The sequence below is a fragment of the Marivita sp. genome, from assembly GCF_020055675.1.
In the GTDB taxonomy this organism is placed as follows: Bacteria; Pseudomonadota; Alphaproteobacteria; order Rhodobacterales; family Rhodobacteraceae; genus Marivita.
On the sequence record NZ_JAIPUS010000001.1, the window covers coordinates 286,385 to 309,617 of the forward strand.

Here is a 23,233-nt window from a genome sequence, read left to right on the forward strand (position 1 = left end):
ACTATGGAGAGCCAGAGCACGTGGATCGCTATCAGACGCCCGGTGGCACACCCGTCTGCTTGCGCAGGCTGCGAAAGACAGGCACTCTGAGCATCACCGTGCTAGGAGACCGCAATGCGTGCACCCCAGTTGAGCCTGATTTTCGCAAGTGTTTCCGCCCTCTTGGTGGCAGCTTGCGCAAATGAAGAAATGCCGCAGGCCAGTGATGGTCAAGCCCTGTTCATGCAGAATTGCGCAGTGTGCCATGGCGGCGATGCGAAGGGGGCTGGACCCATGGCAGGGGCGATGTCGACACCCCCGCCGGACCTGACCCTTATCGCAGTGCGCAACAATGGCGCGTTTCCGAAAGCCCAAGTCCTGTCGTCGATCGACGGCTATGCCAAGTCCGACATGACCGGGCCGAATATGCCCGAATTCGGTGCTCTTCTGGAGGGGGACCTGGTGCCCTATGACAGTGGCGACGGCATTCTGACGCCGACGCCACGCAAGCTGGTGGCGCTGTCGCAATATCTGGAGAGCATTCAGGCAGCGCGATGATCCGCGGGTAAGGCCCCGTTTGGGCGGGGCCACGTCCGGTCAGACGCTGGCTTTGGTAGAGCGCGGGCCGGCAAGTAGCCAGATAATGAACCCGAGCAACGGCAAAAGCAGGACCAGCAGACACCAGATCACCTTGGATCCGGTTGAATTGGTCGATCCGATGATCGAAACGAGGGCCCAGACATTCAGAACGAGGAGGATCAGCCCTCCGAGTCCGGTGATTTCAATATTCATTGCGACCTCCTTGCGCCGATTCATGCGGCCAGCATTTTTGGGCGATATCGCTTATTCGCGTGCTTGGGCCAGCACGGGCGCTGTTCAAACCCAGATTTTTCCGGCTCCCCCGTTGCGACGGGCTGTGACACGCTCTGACCTGGGCGGTTCCCAACGCCAGACAACTCCGGGCTTGGGCGCGCGATCAGACGGATCATCACTCGTCCAGTCGTCGCAAGATGGTAGCCTGTCGCCCTTGAGGGCCGGGGATTGACCGGGGGACCGTGATCTTCGGTGATGATCACTCATCCACCACTGTGCTGGCTGCGCCGTCCTCTTCGGCCGTGCCGGGTTCGTTCCCTTGCACGGCAAGGTTGGCGAGGTAGGCAAAGTACAGCACCGCCACGAAGACGGCGGCGATGGCAAAACCGAGCAGAACCGGACGATGGCGTTTCTTCTGTTTTTCAACATTCGTTTCGGGAGCGGACATGTCATTCCTTCTCTTGCATTCGCATTTGAGGGGTAACGCGGCTCTGGTCCGAAAGTTCCAGTCGTCTGGAACCGGGCCACCGGTTGCGCGTTGCGCCTCACAAGGTGACGCCATGTCGCCGCTGCCCCCAAAGAGATTGATGCGACAAGGAGCCCACATGGCGCAAGCCGACCTGACCCGGGGACCTGTCTGGAAAGCCCTCGCCTGGGTGTCCGCGCCGATGACACTCGGCATCGTTGCGGTGCTGAGCGTCGGTTTGGCGGATGCCTATTTCCTTGGACAATTGGGACAGGCCCCGTTGGCGGCGGTGGGCTTCATCTATCCCGTGACAACGGCGCTGACCTCGATGTCGATTGGCCTTTCGGCCGGCGCGAATGCAGTGGTGTCGCAGGCCATTGGACGTCATCGCGCTGACGCGGATGCGCCGATCCGGCTGGCGCTGCATTCACTTGCGATGGGCCTGGCGATGGCCTTTGTCGTCGCGGCCGCGTTTTTCATCTGCGCACCGACCCTTTTCCGCTGGATGGGCGCGCAGGACGCGGCTCTGGCGGAAACGCGGCTCTACGTCCCGTGGTGGTCGGTGTCCTTTATCTTCCTGGTGGTGATGATGGTCACCAATTCGGTATTCCGGGCGCATGGCGACGGCTTGACCTCGGCGGCATTCATGGTGCTGGCGGCCGCGGTCAATATCGCGATCAATCCGGTGTTGATCTTTGGCTGGGGGCCGATCCCGCAGCTGGGCACCGAGGGCGCTGCACTGGCCACGGCGATTGGACGGGCCGTCGGCGCGGTTGCGGCCGCATGCTACGCGTGGCGCCGCGGTTTCCTGACGGTTTGCGGCAAGCCTTTCAAGAATTTCTGGTCATCGGCCCGGCAAATTGTTGCAGTTGGCGTGCCGGCTGCGGGATCGAATGCGATCAACCCGGCGGGCATGGCGCTTGTCACGGCGGCGGTGGCGACATTGGGCGAGGCGGCGGTGGCCGGATTCGGAGCCGCGACGCGCGTTCAATCCGTGGCATTGGTGGCCCTGTTCGCGCTGTCCGCGGGGATCGGGCCGGTGGTCGGGCAGAATTTCGGCGCCGAGCGCCGCGACCGCGCCGGCCTCGCGCTCAAACAGGCGTGGATGTTCAGCGTGTTCTATGGGCTGCTGCTTGCGGCAGGTGTGACGCTGTTCGCCGACCAGATCGCGGGGCTTTTTTCCGAAGGGTCTGGAGCGCGGGCTTATACCGCGCAATATCTGCGGGTCGTGAGCTGGAGCATCATGGGCTACGGCATTCTTGTTATCACCAATGCGGCCATGAACGCCCGGTCAAAGGCGGCCTATTCCCTGGGGCTGAGCCTTGCGCGCATCTTTGCCGTTTACGTGCCGCTGGCCTGGGTCGGAATGTGGCTCTTCGAATATTGGGGGATCCTGTTCGCCGCCGTCGCGGCAAATGTCTTTGCCATCGCGGGTGGGCTGTTCTGCGCGCGCGCCACCGGCTTGATGGATGATCTGAACGGGCATCCGGTTCCCAGAGTCCTGCCCCAGGCGAACGGGTAGCCCCGTCAGGCCGAGCTTTCGTGCATCGCGTCTGTCTGAACCCGATCCTGGCGATAGGCGTCGGCGGCGCGAACAAGCGCCCGAAAGAGCGCACGCTGGCGGTGGGCGTAAAACAGATGTTCCGGGTGCCATTGGACGCCAAGCGCAAACGGATCTTTTACCCGTTCGATCGCTTGGACCATGCCATGCGTGTCATCCGCACAGATGCGCAGACCACGGCCCAGTCGGTCCACCGCTTGCGTGTGCAGGGCATTGACCTTCATCGGTTGCGGACCGCTGACCAGCGACAGGTGCGTGTCCGGTCGGATCCGCACGTCGCGTTTGGGCAGGATGGTCTTGATCATGCGCTCGCGCCCATAGGTTCCCCAGGCGTCCTGATCCAGTGTGCCACCAAGCGCGACGTTGAGCATCTGCGAGCCGCGACAGATACCAAGCACGGGGATGTTCTGGTCCAGCGCTGCTTCGGCCAGCGATCGCTCGAGCTGATCTCGTTCGGGGTCGATCCGGGCGGAAATGCCCAGCTTGCCACCGTAGAGATCCGGACCGATATCGTCGCCCCCGCCGATGATCAGCCCGTCCACATCGGCCAGATCTGCGATGCGTCCGACACCCCAACGAACCCCACGGCCGCCGGTGATCCAGAGGTTGAGATTGACCAGCGGAAATACCCGCCAGCCCGACCGCGATGACGTGGTCACGGCGATCAGCGGCCGGCTCATGTGTCAACCTTCGCGGCGTGCTCGTCGAGCAATCGGTCAACGGTGTCGATCCATTCGGATCCGCGCGAAAACCACGCCGCATCATGTGTCGCCCATGCGGCGCGCAGCGCATCGAGAAGGTCCGCGTTGGCCGCGACACATTCGACCTGACGCCACAATTGCCAGGCTTGAAGCAGCGACCAACCCGCCTCGTCGATACGGCTGTCGGGCAGGCGGAAGTGAAAGGTGGGCCGGGGCGATGTCTTGTCTTCGATGTCAAATATCTCGTCGAACAGATCGGGTTCGGCGTGTTTGAACAGCGGCAGCAGATCAAGGCTCTGACTGCGGCTGGCAACATGCTGTGCCGCGACATGCATCACGTCCGCCAAGCTGTCGAAACTGCCTCCGGCGAGGGCAGAGACGAACCCTTTGGGCCATGTTTCGACAAAGGGCATTACGCGTCGGGTTGCGTCGATTTCTTCTTTCATACGCAGCCATGGTTCGAGCATCGCATACGCGATGATCGTGTCGAGCGTGAAACGGTCGTCGGGAGCGACAACCTCGGGGTTCAGATGGACGCCGAAGCCAAGCAACACGCCACTGCGCGATCCCATCGCGCCGGCCCCGGACAGGGCAGGGCACAACGTGTCGAACTGCTCGATCTGCGCGCGGGACAATGGCGGGGTGACGATCTCCACCGGGATCACGCCGCGAAAGGCATCAAGTCCCTCTTTCACGAAAGGCAGATCATTACGTTTGCGCAGCGTGATATCGAGCTCCACATGAATGTCGCCGAAGGCAGTGTCGCTGATTGTCACGCAATGCTGACCATCGTCCGTGGCGGTGCCGCCGAACAACTGCGCGATCAGCTCACCGGTTTGGGCTTCGGTTGCACCGGCGAATTCGACCTCGACCCCTGTCAGGCGTTCTTTTCCCTCAGCTGTTTTCTCGCGTGGCAGTGGCGGAAAAGAATTTGGTGTGTCTGTCATGTTATCCCTATGCGCGGCCCCCCCGTCGCCTGAAAGACTTTGTTGAAATCCGCAGGATGTGCAAGAGCGGCGACGCCGCAACGTTGCGATTGGAAATCGCTTGTTCCGCATACGCGCGCGTCGGGGAACCCGGGTCGGGGCAGCCGACATGGGCATGACGCCACTGCACCAAGTGAGGCCATAGAGCCATCCGCGAAAGGCCCACGGCACAGGTGTGACGCTCGGTCCGTGACAATTTGGCTTTAGCGAACGGTGTTCTTGCCGTCCGTGAATTCGGACCGCGCCGCTTCGATGCCGCTATCGACGGCGGCCTTGCCCTGATCCTCGAGCTTGGACAATTCGGCCTGTAGCGCGGCTTCGGCATCGCGCATCAGCTGGTCCCGCGTCGCACCCATCATGTCGTCCTCTGTCCGGGTTGTCGGCAGAAGCGCGCCCACCAAAGCACCGACGCCCGCGACCATCGCACCAGTCAGCAACGGCTGGCTGTAATGCGTCTTGCGCGCCTTTTCGGAGGCGCGGCGGGCGCGGCGTTCGATATCTTCTTGGGCATCGATAACCTTGAGCCGGGCCTCGGTCACTCGGGCCCGCGCTTCGGGTGACAGCTTGTCCAACCCCTTGTCCAGCGATTTGCGCAGGGTAGACGCAGACGCCGGCCCGGCGAACCGACCGGTCATGACCTGGTCGCGGGCCTTGTTCCTGGCATCGGCGCTGGCGATCCTGTCGTCCTGGCCCCGTGTCTCATTGGAGGGCAGCGACGGTTGAGTGCTCTGTCTTTGCGAGCTGAGCGCGATCATGGCAGCCCCCACGCCCAGTATTGCAAGCCCTGAGGGATTTTGTTTCGCGCCCTTCATGAGCGTGTGGATCAAGGTCTGACCCAAATCGGCGGATTTGCCAACGGCGCGCTGTGCGCTGGCCTCGGGCTGGGCATTGGACGCAAGCCTGTTCAACCGCTTGGTCAACTGGGCGCGATGGGTTTCCGCGGTCTGTTCGAGTTCTTGCGTGCTAGGCACGGGTCACCTCCTTCACGGCGTGAATATCGGATTTGAACTGGTGCAGCGTTCTTTTCGGTGCCAGCGACGCTGCAGACAGGCGGGATTTCCCGATGAGCGCAAAGATCAGCGCCACGGCCAGAAACCCGATCGCCACGACTAGCGCGGCCCATGGCAAGGCCAGGCCCAGTGCCGCGACCCCTAACACGGCCGCAACGGCCAAGGCGCCAAGTCCGACAAAGGCAATGAGTGCCGCCAGACCGAACAGGACAAGACCACCGCCGGCCCGTGAGGCGTTGTCCGATATCTCCTGCCTGGCAAGCTGCAATTCGGTGCGGAACAGAGCGCGTGCTTCGTCGAGGACGGCGCCGATCAAGGTGCGCCAGCCGGACGGGTCTTCGGTTTCGTGTTTCACTGGCGGCCTCCCCTGTCTTGTGCGGAACCGGTCCAAGGATCGTAATCAGGCGCGTGATGCTCCTCGGGATCGGCGTCATCGGATTTCAGAAAGCGCATCGTCGCGAACCCGGCCAAGGCCGCGCCCCCCAGAAACAGAAGCGGATTGCGGCGCGCGAAGGCGCCAACATCGTCAAGCATTTCATCTACCGGCTTTTCCCGGAGACGGTTCGTGACGTTGCTGATCTGCGTTTCGATCTGCCTCAGTGCTTTTGCCTCGAAGGAACCGGGCTCGAATTCACCGCGCGCCGCCCGGGTCGCATTGACAACGTCATCCGCGCTATCGACAGCGTCGTCACGCGCGGCCTCCGCCGTTTCCTCGGCACTGGCCGCAGCATAATCCTTGGCGGTCCCGGCCATCTCGGATGCGCGTTTCCTGGCGGTGTCGATTGTGCTGTCCGCGTTGGTCATTGTGGTCTCCATCTGTAACGACGCTGCCATCGACGGTTTCGCCCGGCCCCGGTCCAGTCCGGTCCAGGCCTGTCGCCGACAGCCCCTTCGGCCTTGCCGATCGCTGTGGCCGACATTCTTTTGTGCGCAATATTCTTGGCACGGTGTCTGTTGCGGTTCGAACGCGCCAAAAGAGCAGAAGTTCCTTTTCAAAGCCGGGGTGAGCCACCGATTGTCTGGCGCGGGGCCGAAGTGGCCTCTGACGTGTCGGACAGGGCGCCGTCGCGCGCCTGTTTTCCGGAAGGTTAGTCGTGGCCCGGCAGGTTCCCTCCCCGCGTCACCGGTCAATTCCGATTCCCGGCCAGCAAAGTCTACGCTCCTATATCAATGGCCGTTTCAACAGCCGCTCGCCGACCGAATGTGCCCGCTGGGCAAGCTGATCCGGATTGTGCACATCCAGAACGCCATCGGCCCAAGACGCGATGCTGTCTTGACGCAGCTTCGCCAGCGTCTTGTTGGTGTGAACCAGCGACAGTCCCATGGCATCAGCAAGGTCTTGCTGGCGGTACGGCAGGGTGACGCGGTCATTGTGGTTCAAATCCAGAGCGGTGAGCCGTTTGTAAAAACGGTTCAGCACCCAGGATACCTTGGCCATGCCGTCCAATTGCCCGACAGCAGAGAGCATTTCACCCAAAAGGCTTTCTTCGATGGCGGATGCATGGGTCAAATCGAAAGCGCGTCTTGGCTGGGTCTTGAACAGGTCCCACAGCGAAGAGCGGTTGAACACGCATAGTGTCATGTAGGTCGAGGCTTCAACGGAATGCTGCATCTCCTCCATGACGCCACTTTGCAGGCCTATGAAATCGCCGGGAAGAATGAAACCGACGACCTGGCGTCGTCCATCCTCCAGGGTCTTGTAGCGAAGGCCCATGCCCTTGAGCGCGGTGTAGAGGTGCGCGGACGCGCGTCCCTCTGTCAAAATCTGGGTTCCGGGCTGCGCGTTCAATTCGCCCGTCTTGAAGCGCAACATGAATTGTTCTTCCTCTTTCGAGATGTCATCGAACAATTCAAGCGGTCTGAGCGGGCAGTTTTCACAGTTGATCGTCATAAGGCTCCACGTTGTCACAGTTTAATGCGGAGGGAGAATCGCGGTGTCATACGAGGGGGGATCGAGAGAGGTTGAAGCACATGTCCAGTTGCACCCGATTGGCGCCCAGAACGTTGCTTGTAACGGAAAACATGGTCGAGGCGGAGGACCTGATTGAGACCTTGACCCTTCAGGGGATGGGTCCGGTTCTGCATGTCAGGCATCTGGACGAGGCCAAACACGCCTTGGACGAGGACAACCGCCATCTCGAGATGATTATCTTTGGCTTGTCCCAGCAGGTTCCGGGGACAGAGGCATTCATTCAAGCCATAGACACGCTGTCAGTGCCGCTTCTTTGGATCGACGGAAGCGCGGACGTCGCTGCCAGGCACCGGTCGGCAGCCGTGTTGCGCCCGTTTTCGACAAAAGAGATTTCCAACGCTCTGACCCAGTTGGGTGTGACACGTTAATTCCGTTTCTGCATCACCACTCCGATCGCGACACCGACACCCAAGGCCCCGAGAACAGCGAGCGTCGGATTGCGACGGACTGCGCTGTCAAACTCGCCTTGAAAGGTCTGCACTTGCTCGCTGCTCCGCTCGATGGCGTCTTCGGCCTTTGTCTGAGCGGTGTTGGCGACGTCGCGCAATTCGTGTTTGGCGGACGAGATGGAGTCGCGCACCTTGTCCGTGTGTGACGTCTCGTTGGTGTCATGCTGGATGTGTTCAGCTTCGGTATTGCCGGTTGAATGCGCCATGATGTGTCTCCTTTGTTACGAGGAAAACGCCGCGAGGGCGGCAAAGTTCCCGGACCTTACCCGAAGGTGCGTCGGCAAAAGGTTGGGCGGGGTCATGTGAAGGCAGATGACCGTGACATGTGCGCGTGCAAGCAACCGGAGCCTGTCGGCTCCGGTTTCCTGTGTCTGGACCCCGATGGGGTTTTACGCCTTGAGCGTTTCCGTGGAAGAAAAGAACATGGCTTGGCTGACGGCAGATCTGACCTGGTCTTCTGTATAAGGCTTGGCGATCAGGAAGGCCGGCTCCGGCCCCTCGCCGGTCAGAAGGCGTTCGGGGAAGGCGGTGATGAAAATCACGGGCACCTCGGGGTTGTCGGCAACGATACTGTTGACCGCGTCGATGCCGCTGGACCCATCGGCCAGTTGAATGTCCGACATGATCAGATGCGGCTTTTCCTGCGCGAAAAGATGCCGCGCCGCGTAGGCCGTTCTGGCAATGCCTGTCACCTTGTGACCCATATCGGCGACAATCGCTTCGAGATCCATCGCGATGATCGCCTCATCCTCGATGATCATGATCCGCCCGGCAAGAGACTTTGCCATCTCGCCATAAGCGATATCGACAAGTTTGGCGGCTTCTTCCGGGCTGATGTCGAGGGTGGTCGCGATATCGTCGAAAGACAATTCTTCAATCGTGTGAAGCAAAAGCGCCTCGCGCGTGCTCGATGTCAGCATCGCGAGATGTTCCTGAGCCTTGGCCACCGGGCCGGTTTCCTCGGTGTTGAATGTCGCACCTGACGACGACCAGATAGAATGGAACACCTTGAAAAGCGCCACCTTGTCCGACGCGTCATGATCAAACAGCGAAGAATCGCTCAAAATGGCTTCAAGCGTGGCTGCGGCGTATTTGTCCCCCTCGCTCTGCGATCCGGTCAGCGCCCTTGCATAGCGGCGCAAATAGGGCAGCTCCTCGCCGATTTTCGAGGTAAGACCCTTGGGCTGTTCGGTTGACATGGAGAAACGCTCCCACTTTTTTCAATTATGGGAACAAAACGCATAAAATCACGTTAGGTTCCAGATCAGCCGCATGAAACGGTGAATTGTTTGAAGGGCTACATGACACAGGATCGAAGAAATTCAAACCTCGAGGAGGCAATCGAGGCAAACCTGAAGCGGGTCTACGAGGACGTCGCCAATCAGGATGTGCCGGATCGGTTCAAGGACCTGCTCAACAAGTTGCGCGAATCCGAACAGACCGAAAAAACGGAACCGGAAAACAACGATGGCTGAACATAGTGATCCAAGAGACGAGGTTGTCGAGCATCTGAGCGCAATGCGCGCCTTTGCCATGAGCTTGACGCGCAATTCCGCTCTTGCGGACGACATGGTTCAGGATGCGCTTGTCAAGGCGTGGTCCAAGATCGATTCCTACCAGCCCGGCACCAACATGCGGGCCTGGTTGTTCACGATCCTGCGCAATACCTATTATTCCCACCACCGGAAGGCCCGGCGCGAAGTGGCCGATGTGGATGGTGAAATGGCGGCAGCCCTGTCGCAAAAGCCAGATCATGACGGGCGTTTGCAGATGCGCGACTTCAATCACGCGTTCGAACAGCTCAAGGACGAGCAGCGTGAAGCGCTGATCCTGGTCGGGGCTGGTGGGTTCTCTTACGAAGAGGCGGCGCAAACCTGCGGCGTGGCCATCGGGACAATCAAAAGCCGGGTGAACCGCGCGCGCAAGCAACTGGTCGAGTTGTTGCAGATGAGTGATGACGAAGTGCTGGAAGCCACCGATGTCGTCACGACCACCATCGTTTCCGACAACAAGAACGTCGCCTGACCCTTCGCTCTTGACCGGAAACGCCGTCTTGCGCGGGTGACAGTCGGGTTGGGTCCGAAAATTACGGGCATGGGGGAACCTGATGTTCGATCCATGGCTCCACGATCCTGGCACCAGGCTCGACATCGAACAGGATTTGCCGGGCGTCACTGAAAATATTGTCTAACCGACGGGTCTCGCGCAGTATGCGGTCGCCCGGCCGGTCCGGACACAGGAGATTTCTATGAGTCGTGGACGCTTAGCCGACAGACCGATGCAGATCCCGCTGAAAGGCGGTTTCGATGTCGCGATGCGGATGTGGAACCAGCAATCCTCCAAGAACCTCGGCCTGATCGCTGCGGGGATTGCCTTTTACGGCCTGCTTTCCCTGTTTCCGGGCATCACGGCCGCCATGGCTTTTGCCGGCACGTTCCTGCAACCCGAAATGCTGGTGGAGAACAGCCCCAAGATTACCGCGATGCTGCCGGAAGCGGCGGAAAAAATCGTCATGGGGCAGTTGCGCGATGTTGCAGAGGCCGATTCCTCGCGCCTGAGCTTTGCCGCGCTGCTGGGTGTCGGCATCGCGCTTTACTCTGCGTCAAAGGCGGTGGCCAACTTCATCGCGGGGTTGAACATGATCTACGACGAAGAGGAAACGCGCAATTTCTTCAAGGTCAAAGCGCTGACCATCTTCCTGACCTTTGTATTGATCACCGGCCTGATCGTCGCGATCGTGATCGTGGCCGCGATTCCGGTCGTTGCGTCCCTCTTTGCCAGTGCCGGCTATCTGGACGACATTGTCATGTTCCTGCGTTGGCCGGTGCTTTTCCTCATGGGGGTGTTGGGCATTTCCATTCTGTACCGGCTCGGCCCGTGCCGCCGCTCTGCCAAGTGGCGCTGGCTTACGCCGGGCGCTGCAACCGCCTGCGTCCTTTGGGTCGCGGGCAGCTATGGCTTCAGCCTGTATGTCCAATCGTTCGGGTCCTACAATGAAACCTTCGGCGCGCTGGGCGGGGTGATCATCTTGCTGACATGGCTTTGGCTGTCGACCTTCATCGTGCTTCTGGGTGCGCTGCTGGACGCCGAGCTCGAGGCGCAGACGCGCATCGACAGCACGGTCGGACAGGACCGGCCGATGGGCGAGCGGGGGGCGGTCAAGGCCGACAATATCGGCGCGGCCCGCGGAGAAGAATTGACGGAACCCACAAGCTGACCGCAACGTTACCCATTTGAATGCAGGCCCGTATCCATGAAGATCTCATGGAGATTGTCCGCATCACCATCGCCGTCCTGGTGCCCCCTGCGGGAGTGATCCCGGAGGTTGGAAACAGGAAACATGTCTGGGTCAACATTCCGCTTGCGGTGTTGGGGTATCGTCCGGGGATCGTCCATGCGCTCTACACCATTGCCCGCTGCCGATGTTGCGCAAAGGCTGGCGCGTATCGAACGGGTCGCCGGGCTGCTCGATACGCGGTTCCGCATCCCGCTTTTGGGCATCCCCATTGGCTGGGATTCGCTCTTGGGGCTTGTGCCGGGTCTCGGGGACGCGGTGACAACTGTGCCCGCCGGCTGGATGATATGGCATGGCCACCAGATGGGTGCACGCAAACGCACACTCGCGCGAATGGGTGTGAACGCGGGGATCGACCTCGTGATCGGGGCAATCCCGCTTGTCGGTGATCTCTTCGACATCGCCTTCAAGTCCCACATCAAGAACCTCGCGCTGCTGCAATCCGAAATGCGGCGCGACCTGTCCCACGCTGAACTCGAGGAGGTACAGAATGCCGAAACGTCACAGATCAAATGATGGTCGCCGGGAAACCGAGGAAGTGTTGGGTGACCGGACACAGGTCAGCCAGCAAGGCCGCGACGGAGGACGTCTGTCCCGGGTCGTCGGCACGAAAGACGAAGAAAAGCGGAGCAAAGAGCGCCCTGCAGGCGCAACCCGCGTTGTCAAAAGCATAGAAGACGAAGGGAGCGGCAATGACGCGTAAATCGGGGCTGCCACAAGGCACATGGGTTGTCATCCTGGATGGCGAGAAGGTTTTGTACCTTGTCAACCAAGGCGACGATATCGACATGAACCTGGTCGTGCGCGGCAAGGAGGAACAGAACAATCCTCAGGCGCAGGACTGGGCGGCGAACCGTCCGGGACGGTTCAACGACGGGCCATCCGTTCAGCGGTCGTCCGTGCAGGACACTGACTGGCATGAGCTTGAAAAAGAGCGGTTTGCCAAGGATGTGGCCGACCAACTTTACCAGGATGCGCACAAGGGCCGGTTTGACAAACTGGTCATCATCGCCAGCCGCCCGGCGCTGAGCGAGCTGCGCAAGGAATTGCATCCCGAAGTGGCGAGCCGCGTGATCCTCGACGTGCCAAAGGTTTTGACAAACCACCCGATCGACGAGATCGAAACGCTGCTCAGCCATGACATGGAGCAGAGCTAGGAAAAGGCGGCACCCTCGAGACGGGCATCACGCCGGGGGCGTGGTGCCCGAGCCGGGATTTCATCCGGGCGGCTGTGCTGGATGACGCTTCGGACACCGACTAACGTGCCTGCCTGGCCCGGATTGTCCCAAGCTGCCCACCCAGGACATCACGTCTGGACGATCGCACAGCGCCCGGTTTGAGAGGATCTTGCAGCCGACATGTGTGACGGCGGCCAGTCAACGCGCCTGCAAATAGCGTCACCGATAGTCGGATATGAAAAAGGCCGGTCGTTTGACCGGCCTTTGTTACGTGATGTTCAGCGCGCGATTATTCGCGGTTTCCAAGCAATTGCAGCAGGAACATGAACATGTTGATGAAGTCGAGGTAGAGCCTCAAAGCTCCCATGATCGCCGACTTGCCCATCCATTCCGAGTCGCCATGCTGCGCATGCTGCAGATACTCGGTCTTGATCGATTGCGTGTCGTAAGCGGTCAGGCCAGCAAAGATCAGCACACCCAGGATCGAGATTGCAAAGGCGAGGGCCGGCATCGGCCAGAAGATGTTCACGATCGACGCCACGATGAGACCGATGACACCCATGATCAGGAAAGACCCCCAACCAGAGATATCTTTCTTCGTCGTGTAGCCCCAGAGCGACAGACCCGCGAAGGCGATCGAGGTTATCAGGAACACCTGGATGATGGAGTAGCCCGTAAACACCAGGAAGATCGAGCTGATCGAGACACCCATGACCGCGGCAAAGACGTAGAAGACCGTTTGTGCCGTGGCTGCGGACATCCGGTTGATCCCGGCCGAGAAGCCGAAGACGAAGATCAGCGGGGCAAACATGACCAGCCATTTCAACGGCGACATGTAAAGTGCCTGACCCAGTGATGTCAGGTATTTGTCGGTTCCGATCTGCGCCACGGCCTGTGACGGATCGGCTGTCACGGCCAGGCCGGATATGGCCCAGGCCGCAGCAAATGTGATCAGCATACCTACGGACATGGTGCCGTAGACCTTGTTCATGTGCGCGCGCAGACCTTCATCAACCTGGGCGGTCCGGGCGCCAGCAACGCCGGTCGACCGGATTGTGTTGTACTCAGCCATTTATCCCTCCGAAATGAACTCAGGCATCCCGCACCAGCGTGGGGATGTGTAGTTGAAATATCGGGCCTTCGCACGAACATTTCAAGCGCGCTTGTATAAAGGTTCCGTTAAAAAATGAATCCTTTTTACATTTTTCGGAGGCCGGGGGCCTCAAACTGCTCAATTTCAGCGCATCACGCCTGTTCAGCGCATCACGCCTGCCGGAGCGTCCCAGATCGGGCGCGCAGCCTCTTTGTCAGCGGTTCCGCGGTCGATCCCGATATCCTGCAGCATGTGCGGCTCCAGTTCCGCCAGCCGCGCGCGGCTGCGGTAGAGTGCCATGGCGGCATGAAACCGGTCGATCAATCGGCCGCGTGAGGGCATGTGGTGCGGCCGGTCAACGACTGTGTCCATCAGGCTTTGCATTGTCTTGCTCCTAGTGTCTTTGTGATGGTTCGGGTGGAACCCATCGTGTTGCCTGATGCATATGGGCCTGCTACGGTAATTTGTGAAACGAATGTTATTGAAGTGACGCATCACAGGATTTGATATATGCGCAATCTCGACATCACGACCCTGCGATCCTTTATCGCCGTGGCCGACTCCGGTGGCGTCACGCGGGCGGCCTCTTTCCTGAACCTGACGCAATCGGCGGTGTCGATGCAGATCAAACGGCTCGAGGACAGCCTTGGCCTGACGTTGCTGGACCGCCAGGGACGCGGTGTCGTGCTGACCTCGGCGGGTGAACAGCTTTTGACCTATGCCCGGCGGATGGTGGACATGAATGACGAGGTGTATGGCAAGCTCACCAACACGGTCTGGGAAGGTGAAATCACCCTCGGCGTGCCGCATGACATCATATACCCCGCGATTCCCAACGTGATGAAAGCGATGCAACGCGATTTTCCCCGCGTGAAGGTGCAGCTTTACAGTTCCTACTCAAGTGATCTGAAAGACCGGTTCGCGCGCGGTGAGTTGGACATCATCCTGACCACGGAAACCCGCCCCGATGGCGCGGCGGAGGTGCTGATGAAAGTCCCGCTGCGCTGGTACGGTGCGCCGGGGGGGCAGGCGTGGAAGACGCGCCCCATCCCGGTGGCGTTCTGCAATCATTGTTCGTTCCGGCCCGTCGCGCTGGGCACGCTGGAGCGTGTGGGCGCGGATTGGGACCTTGTCCTGGCCTCCGACAGCGACCGCGCGATCGACGTGGCCGTCAGCGCGGACCTGGCGATCACCTCGGTTCTCGAAGGGCACGAGCCGGCGCAATTCGAGGCGATCCCGATGACGAGCGATCTGCCCGACCTGGGGCATCAATCGGTCGCTCTCTACCGCGGGACAGCGCGGTCGCAGATCATCGAACCCCTCTGCGACCTGTTGCGCCGCGAATTCGCGGCAATCTCCGGCGTGGACATGCGTGCAGCGGCGGAATAACCGGCAGGGCTCTTCGCCCCATGCCCGGATCAGGACGCGATCTCGACCACGACCTTCCCGGTGGATTTGCGGCTGCGCAAAAGCGCCAGCCCGTCCGCCACCGTGTCGAGGTCGAAGCGGTGGCTGACATGCGGTTTGAGCCATCCGCGTCTGTACCAGCCCAGAAGCGTGGCAAGGCTTTGCGTCACGACCTCGGGACGGAACTTCAGATAACCGCCCCAATAGACACCCAGCACCGACAGGTTCTTGACCAGAAGGTGGTTTGCCTTGATCTGCGGCACCTCCCCGCTGGCAAAGCCGATGGGCAGAATGCGCGCCTCCGGCTTGCAGGACCGGAATGCCGCTTCGAATTGCGCCCCGCCAACCGGGTCATAGACAACGTCCGCCCCGCCCAGCGCCTTCATCTCGGTCCGGATATCCTGTGTTTCGGCATCGATCAGGTGATCGGCCCCGGCCGAGATGGCGGCGTCGAGCTTGGCTTTGCCGCGCGCGCAGGCGATCACCGTGGCGCCCATGAGCTTGCCGATCTCCACCGCCGTCAGGCCGACACCGCCCGCCGCTCCGAGAACAAGCAGCGTTTCGCCCGCTTGCATCCGTGCGCGGTGGGCAAGGGCAAGGTGGCTTGTGCCGTAGGCGACCTGGAACGCGGCTGCGTCGACCATCGACATGTCTTCGGGCAAGCGCACGGCGCGTCGGGCCTCGAAACAGCCAAACTCGGCCAGTCCACCATGCCCGCCAAAGACCGCAACCCTGTCGCCGACAGCAAGCTCCGACACGTCCTCTCCCAGCGCGTCGATGATTCCCGAAACCTCCATTCCAAGGGTAAAGGGCAGGTCCGGCACGTCCTGATACGTGCCCTTCACCATCAGCAAATCGGCAAAATTCAGTCCGCAGGCGTGAATTTTGATTCGAATTTCGCCTGCGGCAGGTTCTGGTTTCTTCACATCAACCAATGCCGGTGCGACATCATGGGTGTGGACCTGAAACGCCTTCATATTGACCTCGTTTTTCAAATTATCATAGCTTTACAGCGCCTTGTTCAGAACGCGAAACGCGTGCACCCGCCGGTCTCACATCCCGAAGCGGATCGCGGTGCCTGACCTCTGGTTGTACTTTGTTAACCAATTTCTGTTTAGTGCCCCCAAAATTCTTGCCCTGATACCTGTCATGCTATAGCTTCCCTGCATCAACAATCGGATAGGTTGTTCCCGTTATGCGTCGGTTCGCCGAGGCGGCTACGGGCCTATCCAGTAACCATAAAGACGAAATTGCGTCTGGCGAAAGGAGCATGATGGCACATCCTGTTGACGTACATGTTGGAAAGCGGGTCCGGCATCGCCGCTGGCTGGTGGGAATGACCCAGCAGCAATTGGCCGAGAAAGTCGGGATCAAGTTTCAGCAAATCCAGAAATATGAAACCGGCGCCAACCGGGTCAGCGCATCGCGGCTTTGGGATATTGCCGACGCGCTGGACGTGCCGGTGGCCTTCTTTTTCGAAGGAATAGAAGATTCCCAGAAGGTTGATGCAACACAGACCCCTGCCGATGCGGTGCCCGCCGATCTGTTGGGTGACAAGGAAGCGCTCGATCTTGTCCGGTCGTACTATGCGATCCCGGAAAACCAGCGTCGCCGCCTTTTCGAACTGGCCCGCGTCCTGTCCGACGTGGCTTGAGCCGCTCGCCCGCCTGAGGTAGCCCTGACAGGGCTGCTTGCAGGAGGCGCTCCATGACCGATTTTACCTCGTCTCAGGCCACTGACATTTGGTCAGTGGCCGATCGCATGGCGGATGCCGCCGGTGCAGCGATCCTGCCGCATTTTCGCTCTGTCACGCTCGATGCGGAAAACAAGCTCGAGGGCGGGTTCGATCCGGTGACCATCGCCGACCGCGCCGCCGAGACCGTGATGCGCGAGGTGCTGGCTGATCTGCGCCCGGATGATTCGATCCTCGGCGAAGAGTATGGACCCAAGGACGGCACCAGTGGCCTGACCTGGGTGCTCGACCCGATTGACGGGACACGCTCGTTTATCAGCGGCACGCCGACATGGGGCGTGCTGATCGCCCTGTCCGACAGGTCTGGTCCCGTGATGGGCATGATCGCACAGCCCTATACCGGCGAGCGGTTCATGGGCGGTCTTGGACGGGCCTCTTGGACCGGGCCGGGGCGCGAGGCGGCATTGAAATGCAGGGACACGCGGGTCCTGCGCGAGGCGACGTTGTTTTCCACCTTCCCCGAAATCGGCACGGCCAGCCAGTGTGCCGCGTTTCAGCGTGTGGCCAGAGAGGCCAGGCTGACCCGATATGGCTGCGATTGTTATGCCTATGCACTTCTGGCGGCGGGGCAGATCGACCTTGTGATCGAAGCCGGGCTGAACGCCTATGACGTGCAGGCGCCCATCGCGGTGATCGAAGCGGCGGGCGGCGTCGTGACCCAATGGGACGGCACCCCGGCGCATCACGGCGGCACAACGCTGGCGGCCGCCACGCCCGAGCTTCATGCGGCGGCATTGGCGCGGCTGAACGGCTGACAGGCGCGCGCATATGCGCTACCAGAGGCCGGCCCGGGCGAGTCCTTCCGCTCCTTTTCTGTCGCCCCGGCAGGAGACCTGCACCGAAAAGGACGCGATATGTGTGGAGGGATCGACATGACCACCCTTGTCCAAAATGCGAAACTTGTCCTCACGATGGATGCCGGGCTGTCCGAACTGAAGGAAGCGGATATCCTGATCGAAGACGGGGTGATCACCGGGATCGGCAGCGGTCTGTCTGGCGCAGATGAGGTGATCGATGCGCGCGGCTGCCTGGTGACACCGGGCTTGGTGAACACGCATCACCATCTGTACCAAACCCTGACCCGCGCCGTTCCGGGCGGGCAGGATGCTCTGCTCTTTGGCTGGTTGCAGACGCTCTACCCGATATGGGCGCGGTTCGGCCCGGAAGAGATGTTTGTTTCGGCGCAGATCGGACTGGCGGAACTGGCGCTGTCGGGGTGCACGCTAAGCTCGGACCACCTGTACCTTTATCCGGGTGGTGCGCGCCTGGACGACACGATTGCCGCGGCGCAGGAGATTGGCCTGCGGTTTCACCCGACACGCGGCGCGATGAGCATCGGAGAGAGCGATGGCGGCTTGCCGCCCGATACGCTGGTCGAGCGCGAGGCAGCGATACTTGAGGATTGCATCCGCGTGATCGACGCGCATCACGATCCACGCGAAGGCGCCATGGTGCGTGTCGGTGTGGCGCCCTGTTCGCCGTTTTCGGTCAGCCGCGATCTGATGCGCGACGCGGCGCGACTGGCGCGGGACAAAGGTGTGATGTTGCACACCCATCTGGCCGAGAATGACCAGGATGTCGCCTATAGCCTTGAAAAATTCGGGTGTCGTCCGGGCCAATATGCCGAGGACTTGGGCTGGACCGGTCCGGATGTATGGCACGCGCATTGCGTAAAGCTTGACCGGCAGGAGATTGATCTTTTCGCCAGGACCCGCACGGGCGTGTCGCATTGCCCCTGCTCGAACTGTCGGCTCGGCTCGGGCATCGCCCCGGTACGCGCGATGCGGGATGCGCAGGTGCCGGTTGGCCTCGGGGTTGACGGGTCGGCCAGCAATGACAGCGGATCCCTGAGCGCCGAGGCGCGGCAGGCCATGCTCTTGCAGCGGGTCGCGGGCGGGGCCGATGCGATGAGCGCGCGCGAAGCGCTTTTCATCGCGACGCGGGGTGGGGCCGAGGTTCTGGGCCGCCCGGATTGCGGCCAGATCGCCATTGGCAAACGGGCCGATATCGCGCTTTGGAATGTGACCGGGATCGAAAGCGCCGGAAGCTGGGATCCGGCCGCGCTCCTGCTTGCCGGGCCAACGCGGGTGCAGACCTTGCTGGTGGAGGGGCGGCAGGTTGTGCGCGACGGGCAGATCGTGACCATTGACTTGCCAAGAGTGATCGAGCGGCAAAACGCGCTGGCGCGCGCCTTGGCCGGGTAACAGCCAGCCTGCGCTGCGCAAAAGCGGCGATCGGTCCCGCGTCCGCGCGACAGTGCCTTGTTTGCAGCAACGCGCGTTTTCGCGTCCCGTGTCGGTCAGACCCCGACATCCGGCCCGTGGCAGACCATCGGTTCGTCTTTCTGCTGCGCTTCGTAAAGCGTGGTCGCGTTCGGATCGTTCTGGAAAATCGCTCGCAGCCCGGAGGATTCCTTGAAAAAGGTCCAGCATTGCGGTGTCGGCGTGTCCTCGTAGACGAAACAGATCATCCCGTCCTCTTCGTACCAGACACCGTCCTTGCATTGACCGTCCAGAAAGGACCACCGCACGCGCCGATCCTCGAGGTATTCCTCGACGCCGTAGGCCGTTCCGTTCTGACCGAAATGCAACGTCTTGCCGGTCACGTAGGATTCGAATTGCGCCCCGGTCATTGGCTCGGCGCCCGGCAGCGGGCTCGCAAGACAGGCGGCCAGAATGGCGTATCCAAGGTAACGTCTCATGGCGCTTACCCTACCGAAGCGCCGGTCTTTGCACAAATGACATCGGCATGAGTTTTCCGAAAATCGTCATTTCGACGCCATCGGCGACAGGGCATCGGCGCAGCGGCGGCGTGTAAGGTCGTTTTCAGGCTCGTACAGGGGGACCCGCTGTGCCACCCTCGGACCAGATGCAGGCGGAGGACATACCAAATGGCATTGGATGAGCGCAAAGGTGTGTGGAAATCCGGGCGCGGCAAGGGTCGTGTGACTCCGAAGGGCCGTCAATACATCGACGAAGCGCTGGCAGAGGTGCGCAGCCTGCTGGGCGACCGGCCGCGCCGCCGCGACTGCCTCATTGAATTCCTGCACCTGGTCCAGGACGCATACGGCCATCTGAGCGCCGACCATCTGCGCGCACTGGCCGAAGAGATGCGCCTGAGCATGGCCGAGGTGTACGAAGTCGCCACCTTCTATGCCCATTTCGACGTGGTCAAGGAAGACGAAACCCCGCCGCCCGCGCTGACCATCCGGGTGTGCGATTCGCTCTCTTGCGAGCTGGCGGGCGCGCAGGGGCTGCAACAGGCGCTGGAAGACGGGCTCGACCCGTCGCAGGTGCGCGTGCTGCGGGCGCCCTGCATGGGCCGCTGCGATACCGCGCCGGTGCTTGAGCTGGGCCACAACCACATCGACCATGCCACGCCCGAAAAGGTCCAGGCGGCCATCGCGGCGGGCGACACCCATGCGCATATACCCGACTACCAGGAGCTGAACGCCTATCTGAAAACCGGCGGCTATTCGGCGCTTCTCGACCTGCGTGCAAATGGCGACTGGGCGCAGGTGCAGGACACAGTCCTGTCATCCGGCCTGCGCGGCCTTGGCGGGGCCGGGTTCCCGTCGGGCCGCAAATGGGGCTTCGTGCGCGCCAATCCCGGCCCGCGCTATCTGGCCGTCAACGGCGACGAAGGCGAGCCGGGCACCTTCAAGGACCGCTATTATCTGGAACGCGTGCCGCATCTTTTCCTTGAAGGCATGCTGATCGCCGCCTGGGCGGTCGAGGCCGACACCTGCTTCATCTACATGCGCGACGAATACCCCGCCGTGCTGGACATCCTGCGCCGCGAGATCGCGGCGCTCGAAGCCGCCGGCATGGTCGCGCCAGGCTACATCGATCTGCGGCGCGGGGCGGGGGCCTATATCTGCGGCGAAGAATCCGCGATGATCGAATCCATCGAAGGCAAGCGCGGCATCCCGCGCCACCGCCCGCCCTACGTGGCGCAGGTGGGTGTCTTCGGCCGGCCGACGCTGGTGCACAATGTCGAGACCCTGCACTGGATCACCCGCATCTGCCGCGAGGGGCCGGAGGTCCTGAACACCACCGAACGCAACGGCCGCAAGGGGTTGCGGTCCTATTCCGTGTCGGGGCGTGTCGCCCAACCGGGCGTGTACCTGCTGCCCGCGGGCAGCACGATCACCGACATCATCGACGCGGCTGGCGGCATGGCCGATGGGCATGTGTTCAAGGCGTATCAACCGGGTGGCCCGTCCTCCGGCATCCTGCCCGCCTCCTTGGACGATGTGCCGCTCGATTTCGACACGCTCCAGCCGCATGGCTCGTTCATCGGCTCCGCTGCGGTGGTCATTCTGTCGGACAAGGACCGCGCCCGCGACGCCGCGCTCAACATGCTGCGCTTTTTCGAGGATGAATCCTGCGGCCAGTGCACACCCTGCCGGGTCGGCTGCGAAAAGGCCGTCAAGCTGATGCAGGCCGAGCATTGGAACAAGCCGCTTCTGGAAGAGGTGTGTCAGGCGATGGCCGATGCCTCGATCTGCGGCCTGGGGCAGGCCGCGCCGAACCCCATCCGTCTGACGATGGCGCATTTCCCGGACGAGGTCTGAGCCTTTCATCCTGGCCGGATAAGGACTAGATGAGAGGGAGAGATACTCCAACCAACGGTCCGCAATGTCCTTTTTCGGCAAGCTGAAATCAAAGCTCTTCAAGTCCTCGTCCAAGCTGGACGAAGGTCTGGACGCCATCGTCTCCGACGGCGGCGAGGAAACCCCCTCACCAGATCCCGAAACACTGCCGCCCAACGACCCGCCCCCCGACACCCCCCCGTTGGAGCCGGAACCGGACAGCCCCCCGCCGGATGTGCCGGCGCCCGAAACCCCAGAAGAGGTGCCAGAGCCGGACCTGCCCGCGCCCGAGCAACCCGGTCCCGAGGCCCCGGAAGAGGTGCCGCACCCCGACCTGCCCCGACCCGATCCCCCGCAAGAGGTGCCGCAGCCCGATCTGCCGGGGCAGGACAGGCCGCCGTCTCCGGGTCCGGACATGCCGCCGCCCGCCTCGACACCGGTCAGCCCGCCGGACCCACCCAAAGGCGCGCCGCAACCCGGCGACCCGATGGCGACACCCCCGCGTGAAACGCAACCCGACACGCCCCGGGAAATCCCGGTGCAATCGGTGGGGCTTGCCGATGTCGCCCCGTCCGCCGAAGCAGAGGTCAGCAAACCCGGTCTCCTGGGTCGCCTGCTCGGTCGCAAGTCCGCCCCCTCCGAGGTCCGCCGCGAGCTTGACGACGACATGCTGGAGCAGCTTGAAGACCTGCTGATCCAGGCTGATATGGGGGTCGATACCGCCCTGCGGGTCACCGCCAATATCGCCGAAGGCCGCTTTGGCAAGAAACTGAGCGTGCGCGAGATAAAAGGGCTTCTCGCGGGCGAGGTGGCGCGCATCATGGATCCGGTCGCGCGGCCGATGCCGCTCTATTCCAAGACACCGCAGGTGGTGCTGGTGGTCGGCGTCAACGGGTCCGGCAAAACCACGACCATCGGGAAACTTGCCAGCCAGTTCCGCAATGCCGGCAAATCGGTTGTCATCGCCGCAGGCGACACCTTCCGTGCGGCGGCGGTCGAACAGCTTCAGGTCTGGGGCGATCGCGCCGGTGTGCCGGTGCTCACCGCGCCCGAAGGGTCCGACCCCGCCAGCCTTGCCTTTGACGCCATGACACGGGCGCAGGCCGATGGCGCGGACCTTCTGATGATCGACACGGCCGGCCGCTTGCAAAACCGCCAGGACCTGATGGAGGAGCTGGCCAAGATCGTCCGCGTCATCCGCAAGAAGGATCCTGACGCACCCCACAACACGCTGCTGGTGCTTGATGCCACCACTGGCCAGAACGCGCTGAACCAGGTCGAGACCTTTCAGAAACTCGCGGATGTATCGGGCCTCGTGATGACGAAGCTCGATGGTACCGCCAAGGGCGGTGTGCTGGTGGCGCTGGCCGATCGCTTTGGCCTGCCCATCCACGCCATCGGTGTGGGCGAACAGATCGACGACCTGCAACCCTTCGATCCAGAGGAATTCGCCGCCGCCCTGACGGGACTGCCCGCCTAGTGCGTGCCCATCAGCTTTTCCAATTGGCGCAACAGCAGCAAGACCACCAGGACGACCAAGGCGGCCATGCCCGCCAGAGCAAGCTGACCGGCGCCGCAGCCAAGCCCGATGGCCCCGGCCAGCCAGAGCGATGTGCCGGTGGTCACGTTCTGAACCGTGCCGTTGGAGGTGAAGATCAGCCCGGCGGCCAGAAAGGCGACGCCGGCGGTGACTGCTTCGATCATGCGCAAGGGATCGACCCGTTTGGCGTCGCCGCCGAAATCCAGCGCGGCAAGTTCCTGTCCCAGGATGACGAACAGGCATGCCGCGACCGACACGAGGATATGCGTGCGCAGGCCGGCGGGTTTTTCGCGGCTTTCCCGCTCCAGCCCGATCAACGCCGACAGCACGACCGCGCCGAGTATGCGCATGAAGGCGACCCCGACAGGGACTTCCAGAAAACTGGTGGTCAGATCGTCAAGCAGGATTTCCATGGATGCGCCCCTGAGTTGCCTGG

The 23,233-nt window shown here is 61.8% G+C and carries 29 protein-coding genes and 1 pseudogene; 15 read left to right on the plus strand and 15 right to left on the minus strand.

All coding sequences use genetic code 11. The annotated features are described in order from the left end of the window. Window positions 1-114 precede the first annotated feature (114 nt). Window positions 115-537, plus strand: coding sequence for a cytochrome c (locus tag LCF59_RS01375; protein ID WP_292284827.1), 423 nt, complete (start codon window positions 115-117; stop codon window positions 535-537). Window positions 538-576: 39 nt separating this feature from the next. Here LCF59_RS01375 and LCF59_RS01380 read toward each other — a convergent pair whose 3' ends face one another. Then, entirely contained in the window at window positions 577-771 is a 195-nt protein-coding gene (locus tag LCF59_RS01380; RefSeq protein ID WP_292284828.1) for a PLDc N-terminal domain-containing protein, read from the minus strand. Between the two features lie 280 nt (window positions 772-1,051). After that, entirely contained in the window at window positions 1,052-1,240 is a 189-nt protein-coding gene (locus LCF59_RS01385; protein ID WP_292284829.1) for a hypothetical protein, read from the minus strand. A gap of 157 nt (window positions 1,241-1,397) precedes the next feature. Here LCF59_RS01385 and LCF59_RS01390 point away from each other — a divergent pair, with 157 nt between their 5' ends. Further along, window positions 1,398-2,780, plus strand: a complete 1,383-nt coding sequence (locus LCF59_RS01390; RefSeq protein ID WP_292284830.1) for an MATE family efflux transporter — start codon at window positions 1,398-1,400, stop codon at window positions 2,778-2,780. Between the two features lie 5 nt (window positions 2,781-2,785). On the opposite strand, the gene LCF59_RS01395 is transcribed toward LCF59_RS01390, so the two are convergent. The 6 genes from LCF59_RS01395 to LCF59_RS01420 form a co-directional block, all read right to left on the minus strand. Continuing rightward, complete coding sequence (locus tag LCF59_RS01395; RefSeq protein WP_292284831.1) at window positions 2,786-3,499, minus strand: gamma-glutamyl-gamma-aminobutyrate hydrolase family protein; 714 nt, start codon at window positions 3,497-3,499, stop codon at window positions 2,786-2,788. Continuing rightward, window positions 3,496-4,467, minus strand: coding sequence for an amidoligase family protein (locus LCF59_RS01400; protein ID WP_292284832.1), 972 nt, complete (start codon window positions 4,465-4,467; stop codon window positions 3,496-3,498). Before LCF59_RS01400 ends, LCF59_RS01395 begins: the two co-directional genes overlap by 4 nt. A gap of 242 nt (window positions 4,468-4,709) precedes the next feature. Next, on the minus strand, window positions 4,710-5,477 hold the full coding sequence (locus LCF59_RS01405) for a hypothetical protein (protein ID WP_292284833.1): 768 nt from the start codon (window positions 5,475-5,477) through the stop codon (window positions 4,710-4,712). Next, entirely contained in the window at window positions 5,470-5,871 is a 402-nt protein-coding gene (locus tag LCF59_RS01410) for a phage holin family protein (protein WP_292284835.1), read from the minus strand. Before LCF59_RS01410 ends, LCF59_RS01405 begins: the two co-directional genes overlap by 8 nt. Then, the gene (locus LCF59_RS01415) at window positions 5,868-6,320 is read right to left on the minus strand and encodes a hypothetical protein (protein WP_292284837.1); all 453 of its coding nucleotides are present in this window, start codon (window positions 6,318-6,320) and stop codon (window positions 5,868-5,870) included. The genes LCF59_RS01410 and LCF59_RS01415 overlap by 4 nt, the downstream gene beginning before the upstream one ends. A gap of 358 nt (window positions 6,321-6,678) precedes the next feature. Then, window positions 6,679-7,407, minus strand: a complete 729-nt coding sequence (locus LCF59_RS01420; protein WP_292284838.1) for a Crp/Fnr family transcriptional regulator — start codon at window positions 7,405-7,407, stop codon at window positions 6,679-6,681. Window positions 7,408-7,487: 80 nt separating this feature from the next. Here LCF59_RS01420 and LCF59_RS01425 point away from each other — a divergent pair, with 80 nt between their 5' ends. Then, window positions 7,488-7,856: a hypothetical protein gene (locus LCF59_RS01425; protein ID WP_292284839.1), complete on the plus strand. Its 369-nt coding sequence runs from the start codon at window positions 7,488-7,490 to the stop codon at window positions 7,854-7,856. Here the strand turns inward: LCF59_RS01425 and LCF59_RS01430 are convergent. Both LCF59_RS01430 and LCF59_RS01435 read right to left on the minus strand, forming a co-directional pair. Next, on the minus strand, window positions 7,853-8,143 hold the full coding sequence (locus tag LCF59_RS01430) for a hypothetical protein (RefSeq protein ID WP_292284841.1): 291 nt from the start codon (window positions 8,141-8,143) through the stop codon (window positions 7,853-7,855). The two genes, LCF59_RS01425 and LCF59_RS01430, sit on opposite strands and share 4 nt — an antisense overlap. A 183-nt stretch (window positions 8,144-8,326) precedes the next feature. Then, window positions 8,327-9,136, minus strand: a complete 810-nt coding sequence (locus LCF59_RS01435; protein ID WP_292284843.1) for a response regulator — start codon at window positions 9,134-9,136, stop codon at window positions 8,327-8,329. A gap of 102 nt (window positions 9,137-9,238) precedes the next feature. Between LCF59_RS01435 and LCF59_RS01440 the strand changes: the two genes are divergently transcribed. The 6 genes and pseudogenes from LCF59_RS01440 to LCF59_RS01465 all read left to right on the plus strand — a co-directional run bounded on the left by LCF59_RS01440 (window position 9,239) and on the right by LCF59_RS01465 (window position 12,389). After that, window positions 9,239-9,412 (plus strand): NepR family anti-sigma factor, encoded by a 174-nt coding sequence (locus LCF59_RS01440; RefSeq protein ID WP_292284845.1) that lies wholly within the window; start codon window positions 9,239-9,241, stop codon window positions 9,410-9,412. Continuing rightward, window positions 9,405-9,962, plus strand: a complete 558-nt coding sequence (locus tag LCF59_RS01445; protein ID WP_292284846.1) for an RNA polymerase sigma factor — start codon at window positions 9,405-9,407, stop codon at window positions 9,960-9,962. The genes LCF59_RS01440 and LCF59_RS01445 overlap by 8 nt, the downstream gene beginning before the upstream one ends. A 223-nt stretch (window positions 9,963-10,185) precedes the next feature. After that, entirely contained in the window at window positions 10,186-11,154 is a 969-nt protein-coding gene (locus LCF59_RS01450) for a YihY/virulence factor BrkB family protein (protein ID WP_292284848.1), read from the plus strand. Between the two features lie 47 nt (window positions 11,155-11,201). After that, window positions 11,202-11,288 (plus strand): annotated as a pseudogene (locus tag LCF59_RS17770) (YqaE/Pmp3 family membrane protein); the annotation flags it as partial. 43 nt (window positions 11,289-11,331) lie between these two features. Further along, the gene (locus tag LCF59_RS01460; RefSeq protein WP_292284850.1) at window positions 11,332-11,748 is read left to right on the plus strand and encodes a DUF4112 domain-containing protein; all 417 of its coding nucleotides are present in this window, start codon (window positions 11,332-11,334) and stop codon (window positions 11,746-11,748) included. A 176-nt stretch (window positions 11,749-11,924) separates the two neighbouring features. Next, window positions 11,925-12,389, plus strand: coding sequence for a host attachment family protein (locus tag LCF59_RS01465; RefSeq protein WP_292284852.1), 465 nt, complete (start codon window positions 11,925-11,927; stop codon window positions 12,387-12,389). Between the two features lie 310 nt (window positions 12,390-12,699). On the opposite strand, the gene LCF59_RS01470 is transcribed toward LCF59_RS01465, so the two are convergent. Continuing rightward, window positions 12,700-13,482: a Bax inhibitor-1/YccA family protein gene (locus LCF59_RS01470; RefSeq protein WP_292284854.1), complete on the minus strand. Its 783-nt coding sequence runs from the start codon at window positions 13,480-13,482 to the stop codon at window positions 12,700-12,702. A 183-nt stretch (window positions 13,483-13,665) separates the two neighbouring features. Then, on the minus strand, window positions 13,666-13,887 hold the full coding sequence (locus tag LCF59_RS01475) for a DUF1127 domain-containing protein (RefSeq protein WP_292284856.1): 222 nt from the start codon (window positions 13,885-13,887) through the stop codon (window positions 13,666-13,668). A 126-nt stretch (window positions 13,888-14,013) separates the two neighbouring features. Between LCF59_RS01475 and LCF59_RS01480 the strand changes: the two genes are divergently transcribed. Beyond that, window positions 14,014-14,892: a LysR family transcriptional regulator gene (locus tag LCF59_RS01480; protein ID WP_292284858.1), complete on the plus strand. Its 879-nt coding sequence runs from the start codon at window positions 14,014-14,016 to the stop codon at window positions 14,890-14,892. 29 nt (window positions 14,893-14,921) lie between these two features. Here LCF59_RS01480 and LCF59_RS01485 read toward each other — a convergent pair whose 3' ends face one another. Next, entirely contained in the window at window positions 14,922-15,887 is a 966-nt protein-coding gene (locus LCF59_RS01485) for an NADPH:quinone oxidoreductase family protein (protein WP_292284860.1), read from the minus strand. Between the two features lie 296 nt (window positions 15,888-16,183). Here LCF59_RS01485 and LCF59_RS01490 point away from each other — a divergent pair, with 296 nt between their 5' ends. The 3 genes from LCF59_RS01490 to LCF59_RS01500 all read left to right on the plus strand — a co-directional run bounded on the left by LCF59_RS01490 (window position 16,184) and on the right by LCF59_RS01500 (window position 18,867). After that, entirely contained in the window at window positions 16,184-16,564 is a 381-nt protein-coding gene (locus LCF59_RS01490; protein ID WP_292284862.1) for a helix-turn-helix transcriptional regulator, read from the plus strand. A gap of 53 nt (window positions 16,565-16,617) precedes the next feature. Next, entirely contained in the window at window positions 16,618-17,418 is an 801-nt protein-coding gene (hisN, locus tag LCF59_RS01495; protein ID WP_292284864.1) for a histidinol-phosphatase, read from the plus strand. Between the two features lie 117 nt (window positions 17,419-17,535). After that, entirely contained in the window at window positions 17,536-18,867 is a 1,332-nt protein-coding gene (locus LCF59_RS01500) for an 8-oxoguanine deaminase (RefSeq protein ID WP_292284866.1), read from the plus strand. Between the two features lie 95 nt (window positions 18,868-18,962). Here LCF59_RS01500 and LCF59_RS01505 read toward each other — a convergent pair whose 3' ends face one another. Beyond that, on the minus strand, window positions 18,963-19,364 hold the full coding sequence (locus LCF59_RS01505; protein ID WP_292284868.1) for a hypothetical protein: 402 nt from the start codon (window positions 19,362-19,364) through the stop codon (window positions 18,963-18,965). 189 nt (window positions 19,365-19,553) lie between these two features. Here LCF59_RS01505 and LCF59_RS01510 point away from each other — a divergent pair, with 189 nt between their 5' ends. Then, window positions 19,554-21,239 carry an NAD(P)H-dependent oxidoreductase subunit E gene (locus LCF59_RS01510; protein ID WP_292284870.1) on the plus strand — a complete coding sequence of 562 codons (1,686 nt, stop codon included), beginning with the start codon at window positions 19,554-19,556 and terminating at the stop codon, window positions 21,237-21,239. A gap of 64 nt (window positions 21,240-21,303) precedes the next feature. After that, window positions 21,304-22,737, plus strand: coding sequence for a signal recognition particle-docking protein FtsY (gene ftsY, locus LCF59_RS01515; RefSeq protein ID WP_292284872.1), 1,434 nt, complete (start codon window positions 21,304-21,306; stop codon window positions 22,735-22,737). Here the strand turns inward: ftsY and LCF59_RS01520 are convergent. Further along, window positions 22,734-23,210, minus strand: a complete 477-nt coding sequence (locus tag LCF59_RS01520) for an MgtC/SapB family protein (RefSeq protein WP_292284874.1) — start codon at window positions 23,208-23,210, stop codon at window positions 22,734-22,736. The two genes, ftsY and LCF59_RS01520, sit on opposite strands and share 4 nt — an antisense overlap. Window positions 23,211-23,233: the final 23 nt, after the last annotated feature.